Here is a 15,403-nt window from a genome sequence, read left to right as displayed (position 1 = left end):
AAAGAACCGGCAGACGGATATCCGACTGAACCGGTTCTTTGTGTTGCCTGTAAATATATTTGATTTAAATAGTTAAAATTAATAATTTATTCATATTTTCGCCTTCGAAATTGTATATACGATGTGATATACTCAGATATGTACTCAAAGTTACATTCAAAAACAAATAATCCTGTCGAAATTCTCGCAGGAGTCAATGTGCACATATTCGTATATACCAATAAGCCAGTAGGTTGGGCCAAATTCTGGGAGGGGTAATTCACTTGAAGCTAAAAGTATTGCCTATTGCTTTAACTGCCGTCATTTCAGCCGTTGTGTTGTTTGGAGGTTGGTTTGTATATCGTCAGGTGGCTGTGCAGAATCCGATTGAAAAAATGGTAACCCAGTACGATGGAGTCAACGACGTTCAATTAACTATTAACCGCAATGACGTACAATTGAAACTGGATCTGCAACCTGATGTTGATTTGGGCAGACTGGTACAATATATTCACAAAGAAGGACAGACCCTGATTGGAACACGCTCACTAAAGTTGGATGTTGTGGATCATTCCAGTGAAGCACTGGAAAGTTGGTGGGGGGATGCGATGTTCACCGTAGCTCAGGCGATGGAGAACAAGCAATACACCGAGATTACACCAACGTTGTCCAAGATGGCGACGAATGGAATTAAGGTAAATACAGCGATGGATGACAACAATGTATATGTCAGTCTCAGAGACGGAGATGCCAGCAAGTTTATTATTCTGCCGCGTGTGCCCGGTCAGATAGGAGTGTGGCCTAATGCCTAAGTGGACAAAAGAAGTTGCCATCGGATTTTTTCCCGTATTGATTATTTTCCTTGCTTTTACTGGTGTTAATATTGTTCCGATCCTGATTGCAGCAGTGCTTGTCGGAGCTTTGCTGTTCATGATGCAAATGCGTGGCGGGATTACAGTAGGCGCTGCACAGGAACGTAAACGGAAGAAAAAAGGACCTTCCAAGCTTACTTTTGAAGAAATTGGCGGACAGGACAGTGCCAAGCAGGAATTGCGTGAAGCGCTTGACTTTCTGATCAAACATGAAGAAATCCGGAAGTTCGGGATTCGCCCGTTAAAAGGGATCTTGCTGACGGGCCCTCCAGGGACAGGGAAAACGTTGATGGCCAAGGCTGCTGCCCATTACACCGATTCTATTTTTGTAGCAGCATCGGGTAGTGAGTTCGTGGAAATGTATGTTGGTGTGGGTGCCAGCAGAATTCGGGATTTGTTCAAGGACGCGAGAACCCGTGCCACCAAGGAAAATAAGGAAAACGCTATTATCTTTATCGATGAAATCGATGTCATCGGGGGGAAACGTGAGGGTGGTCAACAGCGTGAATATGATCAGACCCTCAATCAGCTCCTGACGGAAATGGATGGAATCTATTCTTCCGATACGCCAAGAATTCTGGTTATCGCTGCAACGAACCGTAAAGAGATGCTGGATAGTGCCCTGACGCGACCGGGACGTTTTGACCGCCACATTCAAGTGGACTTGCCTGACAAAAAGGGCAGAAAGCATATTCTGGAACTGCATGCGGTGAACAAACCTCTGTTGAAGGAAGTTAATCTGGAGAAAACAGCGGAAGAATCATATGGTTTCTCCGGTGCACAGCTCGAAAGTGTGATGAACGAAGCAGCAATATACGCCATGAGAGACGGGCTGTTAAACATTGAACAGCGGCATTTGTCCCTGGCTATTGATAAAGTCATGATGGGTGAGAAGACAGACCGTGAGTCCAGCGTGGAAGAGAAGAAAAGGGTCGCCATTCATGAGTTGGGACATGCCATTATGGCTGAACTCGTTCGTCCAGGCAGTGTTAGTCAGGTGGCACTTAGTCCGCGTGGTCAGGCGCTGGGATATGTACGTCATAACCCGCAACAGGAACAGTTCCTCTATACGAAGCGCTTTCTGGAAGAGCAGATCATGATTGCACTCGGAGGAGCAGCTGCGGAGGAAATGTACTACGGTGGTCGTTCCACGGGTTCACGCAATGACTTTGATCAGGCAACCAATGTTGTACAGACGATGATGGCTTCGGGGTTGACTTCACTTGGGATTGTGAACATGGATATGGTCACAACCGAGGAACTGATGCGAGAGAATAAATTAATTCTGCAAGAACTGATGGAGCAGACAAAGCGGTTACTTGAAGAACAACGGACAATTTTCGACAATTCACTCGACATTTTGATTCGTGAGGAAGTTTTGTCTGGCGAACAATTTCGTTGTCAATTTCGTGACAGTGCCCTTCTACCAGCATAATTTATTTATGCTGGTTATTTTTTTTTACATTTCACTCGTGCTAAGATATTATTATATGTTGGGTCGAAATTTGTAATTTTCGGCGAACAGGGTACAATAGAGAAATAGAGAACCGAAAGGATGGAGCAGAACCATGTTTTTCAAAAAAATAGGAGTTGTCGGCGGCGGTACGATGGGGCAAGGTATTTCCCAGATGCTCGCAGCCAAAGGACTTGATGTGCTTCTCGTGGAGCATACAACACAAAAGCTGGATCATGCATATGACATGATCGAAACCAATCTGGATAAACAACTGGAGAAATGGGCGATTACAAAAGCGGAGAAGAAATTAATTCTTTCCCGTATTACCAAGGTAGCTCATTTAGCTGAACTTGGAACTTGCGACATGGTCATTGAGACAATTTCAGAGGATCTGGATGCGAAAAAAGCAGTATTCAGCCAACTGGACCAAGTTTGTCCAAGCAATGTCATTCTGGCAAGTAATACATCCACGCTGAGTTTGACCGAGCTTGCAAGCTCGACCAAATACCCAGAGCGTGTTATTGGTATGCACTTTATTCACCCGGTATCCCGGGTTGATCTTGTAGAGATTATTCGTGGACTGAAAACTTCGGATACAACATTCGAAGAGACCAGACGTTTTGTTGAAGAAGTAGCGGACAAAAAAGGAGTCATGATTTATGAATCCCCTGGATTCGTAACTTCCCGTCTGATCTGCCTGCTGATTAACGAAGCGTTGCATGTATTGCAAGAAGGTGTTGCATCTGCTGAAGATATTGATGATGCAATGCGTATCGGATACAACTTCCAACATGGACCACTCGAAATGGCTGACCGTTTCGGATTGGATTCTGTTGAAGCTGCACTCGAAAGAATGTTCCGTGAATTCGGAGAATTGAAATATCGTCCTTCTACAGTCCTGAAGAAAATGGTGCGTGCAGGACACCTGGGTGCCAAAACAGGCGAAGGATTCTTCAAGTACGACAAGGATGGTGACCGACTGTGAAAGTACTCGTAATTAATGCGGGGAGTTCCTCGCTCAAATATCAACTGTATAATATGACTGACGAATCTGTACTGGCTAAAGGTTTGGTAGAACGGATCGGAATGGATTCCTCCATCCTGACACACAAACCGACAGGCCGTGAGGATGTTACAGAAGTTAGTGAGATTCTGGAGCATACAACAGCGATCCGTAAAGTCATTGATATTTTGACTCACAAAGAAAATGGTGTACTGGATTCTGTAAGTGAAATTCAAGCTGTTGGACACCGTGTTGTTCACGGTGGTGAAGCATTTAAAGAATCTGCATTGGTAGATGATGCTGCCAAAGCTGAAATTCGTCGTTTGTTCGACTTGGCTCCACTTCATAACCCTGCAGCAATGATGGGTATTCGTGCGGCTGAATTAAATATGCCTGGTGTGCCACAGGTAATGGTCTTCGATACGGCGTTCCATCAAACGATGCCGGAAAAAGCATATCTGTATGCTATTCCGCGTGTACTTTACAAAAAATATAAAGTACGTCGCTACGGCGCACATGGTACTTCCCATGATTTCGTAAGCAAGGCAGCTGCTGAATATCTGGATCGTCCAGTGGAAGATCTGAAAATTATCACTTGTCACGTCGGTAACGGCGGTAGTGTAACAGCAGTTAAAGGTGGCGTATCCGTGGATACTTCGATGGGTATGACTCCGCTTGAAGGACTGATGATGGGAACGCGTTCTGGTGACCTTGACCCAGCCATCGTACCTTATGTAATGAACAAGGAAGAACTGAGCGTAAGCGAAGTGAACTCCATGTTGAACAAACACAGTGGATTGCTTGCGATCTCCGGAATCAGCAGTGACATGCGTGAGATTACGGAAGGTATGGAGAATGGCGATGCCAACTCCACGCTTGCTTTTGAAATGTACGAGTACCGTCTGCGTAAATACATCGGCTCATATGCAGCTGCAATGAACGGTGTAGACGTGATCGTCTTTACGGCTGGTGTAGGTGAGAACTCCGTTGTACTTCGCCAAAAAGTATGTGAGCAGCTCACTTATCTGGGTGTTGAACTGGATGAAGCGCTGAATGCCATTCGTTCCGGCGAACCACGTCGGATCACAACAGCGAATTCCAAAGTGGAAGTTCTCGTTGTGCCAACTAACGAAGAATTGGTAATTGCACGCGATACACACCGAATCGTATTGAATTCTCAGTAATCTAACTGTAAAGTAAATATAGAATGACAAGGAAGTGCAGAGGACAGGCATAAGCCTGCCCGCTGCATTTTCAAATTCAGGAACCAAGGGGAGATATGGGCATGAATACGAATTGTGTAATTCGTAATGTGAACGAGCATGTGGGCGAAACCGTAACAATCGGTGCCTGGATTAACAACAAACGTTCCAGCGGTAAAATTCAGTTTTTGCAGCTGCGTGATGGAACCGGATATATCCAAGGGGTTGTTGTGAAAAGTGAAGTTAGTGAAGAGATCTGGAACAATGCCAAGAGCTTGACACAAGAAAGCTCTTTGTATGTTACAGGTATTATTCGTGAAGAACCTCGCAGTGCGTCCGGTTACGAGATGACTGTTACAGGGGTTGAAATCATTCACCTGACTGAAAACTATCCAATCACGCCTAAAGAGCATGGTGTTGATTTCTTGATGGACCATCGTCATCTGTGGCTTCGTTCTACGAAGCAACGTGCTGTTATGGTGATTCGTGCAGAGATTATTCGCGCTGTTCAGCAGTTCTTTGATGGTAACGGATTCACACAAGTTGATCCTCCGATTTTGACACCATCGTCTGCGGAAGGAACAACGAACCTGTTCCACATCAAATACTTTGATGAAGATGCTTATCTGACACAAAGTGGTCAATTGTATATGGAAGCCGCAGCCATGGCGCTGGGTAAGGTATATTCATTTGGTCCAACATTCCGCGCAGAGAAGTCCAAAACACGTCGTCACTTGATTGAGTTCTGGATGATTGAGCCGGAAATGGCATTTGTAGATCACGAGGAAAGTTTGCGCGTACAAGAGAAATTTATCGCTCATGTCGTTCAATCCGTGGTTAAAAACTGCCGTGCAGAACTGGAATCTATCGGTCGTGACGTATCCAAACTCGAAGGCATCGTAGCTCCATTCCCGCGTATTACGTACGATGAAGCAATTGAATTCCTGCATGGACAAGGCTTTGATATTCCTTGGGGAGAAGACTTCGGTGCACCACACGAAACAGCAATTGCTGAGAAGTACAATACACCCGTCTTTATTACGCATTACCCTGCTGGAATCAAGGCTTTCTATATGAAACCAGATCCAAATCGTCCTGAAGTTGTTCTCTGTGCTGATATGATTGCACCAGAAGGCTACGGAGAGATTATTGGCGGTTCGCAGCGTATCGATGATCCGGAATTGATGCAACAACGTTTTGAGGAGCACAATCTCTCGGATGAAGCTTACCAATGGTATCTGGATTTGCGTAAATACGGATCGGTTCCTCACTCCGGTTTCGGTCTGGGATTGGAGCGGACGGTAGCATGGATCTGTGGATTGGATCATGTACGTGAAACAATCGCATTCCCACGTATGCTCTATCGTCTGTACCCTTAATGTTTAACCGAGGAGCGTCTATGGAAGACACCACATCCAAAGCTTGGTTGGATGGAGCAGCTTATGGCATGACTTCGGGTACAGCCCATCTGCCGTATGCCTTGTTACGTTTTTATCACCAGCTTGGTCTATCAGATGCAGAAGTGCTTCTTCTGATTCAACTGCTAGGGTTCCGTCAGGCAGAGTTCAATGAGTTTCCCACGCTTGAAGAGCTTGCGGCGCGCATGGGACTTGCACCTGAAGGCATTGCCAGAATGTTGCAACGTCTGATGAGGGATGGGTATATTGCTATTGACGAGCACCGTGACGAAGAACGGGACATCCAGTACGAGCGATATGATTTACATGGATTATATGCCAAGCTTGCAAAGTGCACTGCTGAAGAAGTAGCCGCATTCCGTGCGGAGCAGCAGAGTAACAATACAGCACGTCAAGATTCGAACAGTGTTCAAAAAGAAGAGGAAGAACGGAACATGTTCTCCATCTTTGAAAAAGAATTTGGACGTCCGCTCTCTCCAATGGAGTGCGAGACGATATCCGGCTGGTTGGATCAGGACCGTTATCAAGAGGAATTGATTCTAATGGCTCTGAAGGAAGCGGTTTTTGCAGGCAAAGTACATTTCCGGTATATCGATCGAATCCTGCTTGAGTGGAGTCGCAATCGTGTCAAGACCGTTCAAGACGCGAAGGCGTACACACAGCGGTTTCGTAATGGTGGACGTTAATTCCAGCGTAGGCAGGGACAAGAAACAGGCCAGAAGTCATTCTGTGCCTGTTTTTTTTGGATTAAAGATTGGATGAGTGATCAGCAACATCAACCTTTCAGGCAATGATTTCATTTTGTTTTACAAAAATTTGATAGATCACGCAGGGGTTAACGCACAAGCTGTCGTCTATTGTATTGGAGAGGAGGGGAGAGTTATTGATGAAGCGCGCGTAATCGAACAAATCCGTCAAGGAGATACATCCCAGATGCGTACTCTGATTGATAAATATAGCCAGCATGTATACCATGTGGCCTATTCCGTACTCAGGAACGATCAGGAAGCACAGGATGCAGCTCAGGAGGCGTTCATACAGATGTATAAGTCTCTCCCCGACTACCGTTCTGAAGGTTTCAAAACGTGGTTAACCCGAATTGCCTTTCACAAAGCGATTGATGCCAAACGCAAGCTGGGCAGACGAACTGCTGAGGATCTGGGTGGAGAAGAAAAAATAATCAATATGCCCGGACGGGATGAAGACGTTCTTACCCGTCTCGTTCGTGAAGAACGTCAGGATAAACTTCGCGAACGAATTAATCAGTTGCCTGCTCAGCATCGTGACATTATCACTGCGTATTATCTAAGCGAAAAAAATTATGAGCAGATTGCCAGTGATGCACAGGTGGCTGTGAAGACTGTGGAATCCCGCTTGTATCGTGCCCGGCAGTGGATTCGAAAAAATTGGAAGGAGGATGAATGGTATGAGTAAACAGGAGAAGTATACCGCTGCACAATGGACCGATTATATTGAAGGCCATATGAGTGAAACTCAAGCGAACCAAATGGAACAGCTTCTGATGGAAGATCCGGATGCGATGGACATCTATCTGGAAGCGCTTGGTATCCATGGAGAACTGCCTCCGCTACATGACCCAACAGGGTTTGCGGATTCAGTCATGCATCGGATTGAGGGCATTCAATCACCCAAGGTACAACGCAAATCCCGTGCTGGGCGAAACCGGCGCTGGCTTGATCATAAAGTGTTCCATTACGCGGTAGCAGCCTGTTTGACATTGATCTTCCTCTCGTCTGGACTTTTTGACAAGGTAGCACCATATCACAAGTTCCAGGATGGCGACCACAGAGGGTCATTTACCGAGAAATGGACGGAGGCAGCCACTTCATGGCTGGATAACCTCAAGCCTAAACCATAAATGGTTTCGCATTGCCTGAAAAGAAAGGATGACGACTGTGCACTCAGATCGTAACAAATTACTCGCATTTCTATTAAACCTGATACCCGGTCTTGGTTTTATGTATTGGGGTCGAGCCGCAAGAGCCGTAATCTATCCATTGCTTTTCTTTGGAACAGCTGTTGGCTCGTTCATGCTGGCCATGTTGGTGAGTGAGAGGGAATTGATGATTTTCGGGGCTTTGGGGGCCATATTCTTCTGGTGTGTCAGCATGCTGGATATGATTATCGTTCTGCTCCGTGCCCCTTCACTGCATGATGCTCATTACCAAGGTTATGGGGCACATTACGGTGGTCTCCATCAAGGCCCCGCTTACAAGGAAGCATACGCTGGTCAGGAAGGGCATCTCGGACAGATGGAGCAGGAGGAGCCACATCAGGATCATGGTGGAGTGTATGGTATGCCCGAGGGGCCCTATGGTCAACCCATGTACCGAAAAGGCAGTGAGGGTGAACGGTTCTTCACCATTTTGCTCTCATTTGTTCCGGGATTGGGACATCTTCATCTGGGATTGTTACATCGCGGATTGTCGTTTCTGATGGCGTTCTTTGGTTCATTTGCCATGATGGTTTTCGTGGCTTCGATCACCAATGAATCGGTATTTTTGATGTTTCTACTCATACTGCCTGTAATATGGGTATACTGCATGTTTGATGCGGTGCAGCATGTCCATCGTAAGCAGGCTGGTGAGGTGTTGCAGGATCGGACATTGTTCGAAGAATTGGAGATGGGCAGAGTAGCCGGACGACGTAGCAAAGTGCTTGCAACGCTGCTATCCGCTTTTCCAGGTGCAGGTCATCTATATCTGGGATTGCAAAAAAGAGGCATGCAATTGATGTTCCTGTTCCTGGGCAGCATCTATGTTCTCGACCTGCTTCACTTATCGGTGTTTCTGTTCATGATTCCACTGATCTGGTTTTACAGCTTCTTTGACGGGCTCCAGTGCTCCAGTCGCTATGGACGCGAGCCTTTGGTTGATCAACCGATCTTCAAGGACTGGGCCCGCCATCAGCGTCTGATTGGATTCGGGATTGCCGCGCTGGGTCTATATTATCTGACGATCCGGCTTGTCATTCCACAGCTAAATGAGCTGTTCCCTAATGCATTTATGACATACGAGATCCGTTCCTATTTGAACACTGTCATTGTATCCTTGCTGCTCATTTTTGGCGGCTTGAAACTGCTGTTTGGCAAGCAACGGGGGACGGGTATCCAAAGTGCTGCTCATCGAAATGATGAGGGAGCAGACAGTCTCTTTTTATTCAAGGATCGGGATGATCGACTGTAATTTACGATCCAAGTTGAATTAAAGATTAGTTACACTGACACTACGATGACAGAGCAACCTTTCAATCGCTGTTATCCCATAACAGAAAAACACGCCAAGGGCTATGTATATCAGCCTCTGGCGTGTTTTTGGTTGTACAGCTTTGATTTCGAATAAATGAATGCTATTTCGTAGCGCCCTTCAGCAGAAGTTGACGGTACATCACTTCGAACAGGAACTCGAACGCTTCCAGATGACGTTTCGCTTCAAAAGCATCCTTGCCCCACGCATATATGCCGTGGTTACGCAGCAAAATTCCTGGTACGTTGGCATCAAGTACACCTGGCACCAATTCAGCGATAGATGGAATATCTGCAAAGTTAGGCAGGACGGGTACACGAATCTCCGCATTTTCTTCCCAAATGTTGAAAGCCTTGATCAATTCGATTCCTTGAATCGGTACGTGTCCATCTGCTCCAAAGAATTCACTGATCAGGTTGTTAAACACAGTATGCACGTGGAATACAGCACCACAACCCGTCAAACGATAGATTTCGCAGTGAATCAATGTTTCGGCACTTGGTTTCAACGTTGTTGTCTCAATCGCTTTGCCGTGTTTGTCCACAAAAAGAAAGTCTTCCGGTGTGCGAAGAGATTTGTCTTTGCCTGAGGCGGTAACCGCAAAATAAAATTGCTCCGTGTCAAACTCTCCTACACGCATCGACAGATTGCCACTTGTTCCGGGGAACCAGTTACGACTGGCGAACAACGCTTTAATATCAGCCAGTTCTTCAAGGACCTGACGTTTGTGTTCCAATGTAATCTTTTCAAAGCCCATCGTTTACAGCACTCCTTGTGTTTGCTTCTGTTTCATATCTTCGATGATATCGTAAAAGGTAGCGAATGGCACATGGTCCACACCAAGTTCAATACATTTGTCCGTCAAAATGGAGCGAGAGTAGACAAGATCGGCAATCTTTGCACCCTCAAAGTCTGTCAGACTGTCTCCAATGAGGATTCGATTGTATTGTTCTTCCGGGAAGGTACGAATCACGGTTGTTTTGCACATGCCGCAGCCATTCTCACAAGGAGGCTGACAGGGATTCGGCCATTCAATCTTAATGGTTTCACCCGAGAAGTCAGCTCCATTGCAATAGACATGATCCTTAGGGATATCGAATGGCGCGAGTAAGGGTTCGATAAAGAAGTCCATACCACCGCTGGTTACATTGAATTCAATCCCTTCGCTGCGAACGTAGTCAAGAAACTCGCTGAATCCTTCACGGATCCCCGCTTGTCCAAGCACAAATTCCACAATTTCATCTTTTTGCGATGCAGGCAACAGAGCAAACATGGCTCCAACACCTTCACGCAGCGAGATGTTCTGCTCAATCGTATCTTTCATAATCGCTTCAATGCCCTCAGGTTTGAAATGTTTCATGATCGCTACAATATTGTCCGAGAGGGTAATCGTACCGTCAAAATCACAGAAAATGACTGTTTTTTTATCACTTCTCATCGTTCGCCACCCCACAGATCCAGTGCGCTTTTCAGTTCCGGATGATCTGTTGCATACTGAGCAAGTGGAATGGAACGCTGAGCTGCCTCAATGGCTTGCAGGAATGCACGTCCGCCTGCTTCAGTTCCCATAGGATGCCCATGAATACCGCCACCAGCATTAACGATGACATCCGTGCCAAAGTCGCGCAAAATAAGCGGTACAAGGCCTGGATGGATACCGGCTGAGGGTACTGGCATGCTGGTTCTTACAGGAAAATCAGCTGTCAGTAATTGCTCTGTGATTGCCATATTTTCTTCCTTCGGCATCGTTACTGAACCATAAGGAGAAGGGAAGAGCACCAAATCGGCACCCGCAAGACGCATCAACTGGCCAAGTACAACCGAAGCTGAGATGCCGTAATGTGGTGAAGGATACAGTGCACCTGCAAGTGCAGGGTGCGCCATAATTGGCACACTGATATCTGGATCACTGCTGAGTTCATGCAGGACATCATATCCGTAGGACAATACGTTGAACAATAAGGCATTGGCTCCTGCGCCGATGGCACGTTCAGCTTGCTCTTTCAGACGAGATGTAGGCCCTGTGAGGTTGGTTGCATACAGAAGTTTCTTGCCAGTCTCCTGGCGTGCCTGTTCGGCAGCTTTCATGCAGACCTCGACTCTTTTTTCGATGGGAGTCAATTTATTCTCGAACAGAATTTCATCATCCTTGATCAGATCAACGCCTCCAAGGGCCTGACGAATAAATTGTTCACGCAGTTCATCTGCATTTAGCCCAATAACTGACTTGAAGATACTCATTAACAGTGGACGGTCGTGTACCCCAAGCAGATCACGAACACCAGTCAGTCCAAACTTGGGTCCAGGGAATGCACGGAGGAAACCATCCGAGAAACCAAGCTTTGTCAATTTGATCCGGCCATCCATTGAGATTTTGCCAAAGACCGTCACGAGCAGGGCAGGGATGTCACGACTGAAGTTAACATCAGGATATCCGATAGTAATATCGGCGTAACGCTCACCCGCAGCCATTCCATCAGCTTCATGTACTTCAACGCTTATTACTTCACCCAGATGTTTCTGCATCGCTTCACGCTGGGCTTGCGGCAACTCAGTCCAACTGCCCACGGTCATGCCAATCGCGATGGATTGAGCCTTCTTGCGAAAGTCTGCATGATCATCATGCAGACGATATGTGGCTGTGCACATGTTATTCATTTTAAATCCCCTTCCAAAGCAGCTCCCATCTCCCGTGAGCGCTCTGCACAGCGGTTGACGGCTGCGATTACATTTTCAAAGAAATCTCCTTCGTCCAGCGTTTTCAGTGCTGCTTGGGTCGCCCCTCCCGGGGATGTCACATCACTACGAAGCTTCATCGGTTCCAAACCGGTTTGTTGTACCATTCGTGATGCGCCAAGCACCGTCTGAACAGTGAGATCACGAGATTGCTGGCTGGATAAACCACCACGAATACCTGCGGCAATCATGGCCTCCATTAAATAGTATACATAAGCAGGGCCGCTTCCGGAAATCCCTGTGAGCACTTCAAGTTTATCTTCAGGCACGATGGTCACGATACCAACCGCTTCAAACATAGTCATCACCGTACTGCGCTGCTCATCCGTAATCTCCGCAGAAAAGGCAAGACCCGTTGCACCGAGTCCAATGGTACTGGATGTGTTCGGCATGGTTCTCGCGATCGGTTGTTTACGACCAAGCAAGGACTGCATCGTGCGGATCGATAATCCGGCAATGACAGATACGATCAGTTGATCAGGTGATAACAGCGGACCAAGCTCGCGCAGCGCTGCGGCAGCATCTTTGGGTTTCATACAGAGTACAATGACCGGAGTGGAGGCAAGGTGATCCAAGGATTGCGAGGCAGTTCCGGTATGTACAGCATAACGGGTGCTGAGCTCCTCCTGACGTTTCTGGTTGCTGCGGTTCAGCATCGTAATATCCTGAGGACGAACGACTAGGCGGGAGATCAGTCCGCGCACGATGGCTTCAGCCATCGCGCCTGCTCCGTGGAAAGTAATCTTCTGTTGTAGTAACGTCTGTTGCTCTTGACTCATATTTATCGTTCCTCCTATATAACTGTTGCTGGGATATTATTGACGGATCTGTCCATTGCCTGTAATACGATATTTGGTTGACGTCAGTGCTGGCAGTCCCATCGGTCCACGTGCATGCAGTTTCTGGGTACTGATTCCGATTTCGGCTCCATAGCCAAATTCAAATCCGTCAGTGAAACGCGTGGACGCATTGTGATAGACGGCTGCTGCATCCACATCATGCATAAAGCGCTCTGCATGGGCTGTATCCCGGGTTACGATACACTCGGAATGTTTGGTTCCGTAATGTGCGATGTGCTGCATCGCTTCGTCCAGGTTCTCGACCACCCGGATATTTAAAATATAGTCGTTGTACTCGGTCGCATAGTCTTCCTCGGTTGCCTCAAGGGCAGAAGGAACAAGACGGCGCACCGTGTCGCAACCTTTCAAGACCACATTGGCCTCACGGAATTGCTCGGCAAGAGCAGGCAGATGCTCTTCCGCGTATGCGGCATGCAGCAGCAACGTTTCCATGGAGTTACATACGGATGGACGTTGTGCCTTGGCATTGATGGCAATTTCGGCTGCCATAACTGGATCGGCTGATTCATCTACATAGGTATGACAGATGCCTGCCCCGGTTTCAATAACAGGTACTGTTGCATTGGCAACCACATTACGAATGAGAGAAGCCCCGCCGCGTGGAATGATGACGTCCAGCAGTCCGTTCAACTTGAGCATTTCATCCACGGAAGCACGATCCGCATCCTCAACCAGTTGCAAAGCATCAGCAGGCATGTCTGTCGTTGTGAGTGCCTGATGCAGCACCTCCACAATTTTACGATTGGAGGACAGGGCAGAGGAACCGCCGCGCAGAAGCACTGCATTACCTGTTTTAAGACATAATCCGGCTGCGTCTACAGTTACATTAGGACGAGCTTCGTAGATGATGCCAATCAGGCCAATCGGCACTCTTAATTTTTCAACATGTAATCCGTTTGGACGGGTAAATGTCTCTAACACTTCGCCGACTGGATCAGGCAGATCTGCAATCTGACGTAACCCTTCAGCAATGCCTGCGATCCGCTCTGGATTAAGTGCGAGACGATCCAGCATGGATTCCGGCGTGCCTTGTTCTCTGCCGCGTGCCAGATCTTCGGCGTTTGCCGTAATGATGGAATCCGTCTCCTTAATCAAAGCATCTGCCATGACACGCAGGGCCGTATTTTTCTGTTCTGTATTCAATCGGTTCAGCTGTGGAACCGCTGCTTGGGCTTTGCTGGCTTTTTCTCTGACTTCACTCATCGTAATTCCTCCTCATATATATAAAGTTGAGTATTCCAACCACTATATAGCTTCATGTTTATTTTAACGTAATCCATTCGTCTCTATGAATAACTTCAAGTCTGTGGATGCTAGCGAGTTGTTTCATCACTTCGCCACTGGGAAGTCCGGCAATGAGTCGAAGCTGGTCATCATCATAATTGACAATACCGCGACCGAGCAAGGTTTCATCCATTCCGATGACCTCTACGACGTCTCCGGCGTGGAACGTTCCCAGTACCCGCTTGACCCCTACAGGTAGAAGACTGTGCCCCCCATGGACAAGTGCTTCTTCAGCACCATCATCTACAACGACGGTTCCCAGCGGAGTAGACATGAAGCCAAGCCACTGCTTTTTACGGGATAACGAAGCGAGTCGTGTCTCAAAGTAAGTTCCTTTGCCCGTGCCATCAACCGCCTTCTGCATATCTCCGGGTTCTTTCACACTTCCCACAAATACAGGTACGCCTCCACGTGTAGCTACCTTAGCTGCATCTACTTTGGATCGCATTCCACCTGTACCAACCGATGATCCTGAACCACCGGCAAAAGCATAGATCTCAGCCGTGATTTCGGGGATACGGTCGTAACGCACGGCAGAAGGATCTTTACGCGGATCTGCGGTGTACAGGCCGTTGGTATCGGTAAGAATGATCAGATGCTGAGCCTTCACCAGATTTGCAACCAATGCGGACAACAGATCGTTATCACCAAACTTCAATTCGTCCACCGATACCGTATCATTCTCATTAAAAATCGGAATCACTCGCTGTTTGAGCAGCTCTTCTACGGTCATGCCTGCATTACCCATGCGTTTACGACTGTGAAAGTCTGTACGAGTTAACAGAATTTGCGCCGTAGTAACGCGGTGCGCTGCAAAAGCCTGTTGATATGCCTGCATCAGTAATGCCTGCCCAACGGCCGCTGCGGCTTGTTTCTCATGTAGCAGTTTGGGGCGCTGAGGGTAACCGATCTCCCGGAATCCGGCCGCTACCGCTCCTGAGGTGACCAGAAGTACTTCATGGCCCTGATCAGCCAATGCTGCAATTTCTCCGGCAAAAAAAGTGATCGAACTGCGATCCAGACCGCCTTCTTCCGTTGTAAGCGAGCTGCTTCCAATTTTAACTACAATACGTGAAGTCATGGTTTCACTTCCTTAAACATGATTAATAAGTGCTTCTGGAGCAGGCTTTAGCGGGTACAAAAAAAACTTCCGCCCTTTAGTTAAAAAGGACGAAAGTTCGTTACTTCCGCGGTACCACCTTTATTGATGATTAGATCATCCGGCTTCATGCCCTGTAACAGAAGGCACTGTCCTGCACGTAACAGGCCGCTCAGGGGTAGGTTTCAGAGAAGAGCCGCGGTAAATTCTTTCAGCAGGGTGGAATTT

The 15,403-nt window shown here is 47.3% G+C and carries 15 protein-coding genes; 9 read left to right on the top strand and 6 right to left on the bottom strand.

Going from position 1 to position 15,403, the window contains the following annotated elements:
- The first annotated feature begins 263 nt into the window (after positions 1-263).
- From NST38_RS18960 to NST38_RS18920, 9 genes are all read left to right on the top strand, one after another.
- The gene (locus NST38_RS18960) at positions 264-791 is read left to right on the top strand and encodes a hypothetical protein (RefSeq protein WP_017687748.1); all 528 of its coding nucleotides are present in this window, start codon (positions 264-266) and stop codon (positions 789-791) included.
- The gene (locus NST38_RS18955) at positions 784-2,286 is read left to right on the top strand and encodes an AAA family ATPase (RefSeq protein ID WP_047843540.1); all 1,503 of its coding nucleotides are present in this window, start codon (positions 784-786) and stop codon (positions 2,284-2,286) included. The genes NST38_RS18960 and NST38_RS18955 overlap by 8 nt, the downstream gene beginning before the upstream one ends.
- Before the next feature lie 133 nt (positions 2,287-2,419).
- Positions 2,420-3,292, top strand: a complete 873-nt coding sequence (locus NST38_RS18950) for a 3-hydroxyacyl-CoA dehydrogenase family protein (RefSeq protein WP_017687750.1) — start codon at positions 2,420-2,422, stop codon at positions 3,290-3,292.
- On the top strand, positions 3,289-4,494 hold the full coding sequence (locus NST38_RS18945; RefSeq protein WP_036671987.1) for an acetate/propionate family kinase: 1,206 nt from the start codon (positions 3,289-3,291) through the stop codon (positions 4,492-4,494). The genes NST38_RS18950 and NST38_RS18945 overlap by 4 nt, the downstream gene beginning before the upstream one ends.
- A gap of 101 nt (positions 4,495-4,595) precedes the next feature.
- The gene (asnS, locus tag NST38_RS18940) at positions 4,596-5,891 is read left to right on the top strand and encodes an asparagine--tRNA ligase (RefSeq protein WP_017687752.1); all 1,296 of its coding nucleotides are present in this window, start codon (positions 4,596-4,598) and stop codon (positions 5,889-5,891) included.
- 20 nt (positions 5,892-5,911) lie between these two features.
- A complete protein-coding gene (locus tag NST38_RS18935) occupies positions 5,912-6,616 on the top strand; it encodes a DnaD domain-containing protein (protein ID WP_076250018.1) in 705 nt (234 codons plus the stop codon).
- 247 nt (positions 6,617-6,863) lie between these two features.
- Positions 6,864-7,364, top strand: a complete 501-nt coding sequence (locus NST38_RS18930) for an RNA polymerase sigma factor (RefSeq protein ID WP_237174728.1) — start codon at positions 6,864-6,866, stop codon at positions 7,362-7,364.
- The gene (locus NST38_RS18925; protein ID WP_047843538.1) at positions 7,357-7,809 is read left to right on the top strand and encodes a hypothetical protein; all 453 of its coding nucleotides are present in this window, start codon (positions 7,357-7,359) and stop codon (positions 7,807-7,809) included. Before NST38_RS18930 ends, NST38_RS18925 begins: the two co-directional genes overlap by 8 nt.
- A gap of 37 nt (positions 7,810-7,846) precedes the next feature.
- Positions 7,847-9,136, top strand: a complete 1,290-nt coding sequence (locus NST38_RS18920) for a multi-tm2 domain protein (protein WP_076250019.1) — start codon at positions 7,847-7,849, stop codon at positions 9,134-9,136.
- Between the two features lie 163 nt (positions 9,137-9,299).
- Here NST38_RS18920 and NST38_RS18915 read toward each other — a convergent pair whose 3' ends face one another.
- The 6 genes from NST38_RS18915 to proB are packed head-to-tail and all read right to left on the bottom strand — an operon-like array spanning position 9,300 to position 15,157.
- Positions 9,300-9,953: a methylthioribulose 1-phosphate dehydratase gene (locus NST38_RS18915; RefSeq protein ID WP_076250020.1), complete on the bottom strand. Its 654-nt coding sequence runs from the start codon at positions 9,951-9,953 to the stop codon at positions 9,300-9,302.
- A gap of 3 nt (positions 9,954-9,956) precedes the next feature.
- Complete coding sequence (locus NST38_RS18910) at positions 9,957-10,634, bottom strand: 2-hydroxy-3-keto-5-methylthiopentenyl-1-phosphate phosphatase (protein WP_076250021.1); 678 nt, start codon at positions 10,632-10,634, stop codon at positions 9,957-9,959.
- The gene (locus NST38_RS18905; RefSeq protein WP_076250022.1) at positions 10,631-11,854 is read right to left on the bottom strand and encodes a 2,3-diketo-5-methylthiopentyl-1-phosphate enolase; all 1,224 of its coding nucleotides are present in this window, start codon (positions 11,852-11,854) and stop codon (positions 10,631-10,633) included. Before NST38_RS18905 ends, NST38_RS18910 begins: the two co-directional genes overlap by 4 nt.
- Positions 11,851-12,711: a pyrroline-5-carboxylate reductase gene (gene proC / locus NST38_RS18900; RefSeq protein ID WP_036671976.1), complete on the bottom strand. Its 861-nt coding sequence runs from the start codon at positions 12,709-12,711 to the stop codon at positions 11,851-11,853. The genes NST38_RS18905 and proC overlap by 4 nt, the downstream gene beginning before the upstream one ends.
- A 36-nt stretch (positions 12,712-12,747) precedes the next feature.
- Positions 12,748-13,995, bottom strand: coding sequence for a glutamate-5-semialdehyde dehydrogenase (locus NST38_RS18895; protein WP_036671975.1), 1,248 nt, complete (start codon positions 13,993-13,995; stop codon positions 12,748-12,750).
- Positions 13,996-14,053: 58 nt separating this feature from the next.
- The gene (gene proB, locus NST38_RS18890) at positions 14,054-15,157 is read right to left on the bottom strand and encodes a glutamate 5-kinase (RefSeq protein ID WP_047843533.1); all 1,104 of its coding nucleotides are present in this window, start codon (positions 15,155-15,157) and stop codon (positions 14,054-14,056) included.
- Between the last annotated feature and the right edge of the window lie 246 nt (positions 15,158-15,403).

The organism is Paenibacillus sp. FSL H8-0104 (assembly GCF_038050215.1).
Lineage (GTDB): Bacteria > Bacillota > Bacilli > Paenibacillales > Paenibacillaceae > Paenibacillus > Paenibacillus amylolyticus.
This window is presented reverse-complemented; position numbering and strand designations above follow the sequence as displayed.

What these genes read in the sequence shown, in the direction of transcription:
- proC (WP_036671976.1), bottom strand. Translation starts at nt 12,711, where the DNA reads ATGAGTCAAGAGCAACAGACGTTACTACAACAGAAGATTACTTTCCAC.
- NST38_RS18925 (WP_047843538.1), top strand. Translation starts at nt 7,357, where the DNA reads ATGAGTAAACAGGAGAAGTATACCGCTGCACAATGGACCGATTATATT.
- proB (WP_047843533.1), bottom strand. Translation starts at nt 15,157, where the DNA reads ATGACTTCACGTATTGTAGTTAAAATTGGAAGCAGCTCGCTTACAACG.
- NST38_RS18915 (WP_076250020.1), bottom strand. Translation starts at nt 9,953, where the DNA reads ATGGGCTTTGAAAAGATTACATTGGAACACAAACGTCAGGTCCTTGAA.
- NST38_RS18895 (WP_036671975.1), bottom strand. Translation starts at nt 13,995, where the DNA reads ATGAGTGAAGTCAGAGAAAAAGCCAGCAAAGCCCAAGCAGCGGTTCCA.
- NST38_RS18935 (WP_076250018.1), top strand. Translation starts at nt 5,912, where the DNA reads ATGGAAGACACCACATCCAAAGCTTGGTTGGATGGAGCAGCTTATGGC.
- NST38_RS18930 (WP_237174728.1), top strand. Translation starts at nt 6,864, where the DNA reads ATGCGTACTCTGATTGATAAATATAGCCAGCATGTATACCATGTGGCC.
- asnS (WP_017687752.1), top strand. Translation starts at nt 4,596, where the DNA reads ATGAATACGAATTGTGTAATTCGTAATGTGAACGAGCATGTGGGCGAA.
- NST38_RS18910 (WP_076250021.1), bottom strand. Translation starts at nt 10,634, where the DNA reads ATGAGAAGTGATAAAAAAACAGTCATTTTCTGTGATTTTGACGGTACG.
- NST38_RS18905 (WP_076250022.1), bottom strand. Translation starts at nt 11,854, where the DNA reads ATGAATAACATGTGCACAGCCACATATCGTCTGCATGATGATCATGCA.
- NST38_RS18950 (WP_017687750.1), top strand. Translation starts at nt 2,420, where the DNA reads ATGTTTTTCAAAAAAATAGGAGTTGTCGGCGGCGGTACGATGGGGCAA.
- NST38_RS18955 (WP_047843540.1), top strand. Translation starts at nt 784, where the DNA reads ATGCCTAAGTGGACAAAAGAAGTTGCCATCGGATTTTTTCCCGTATTG.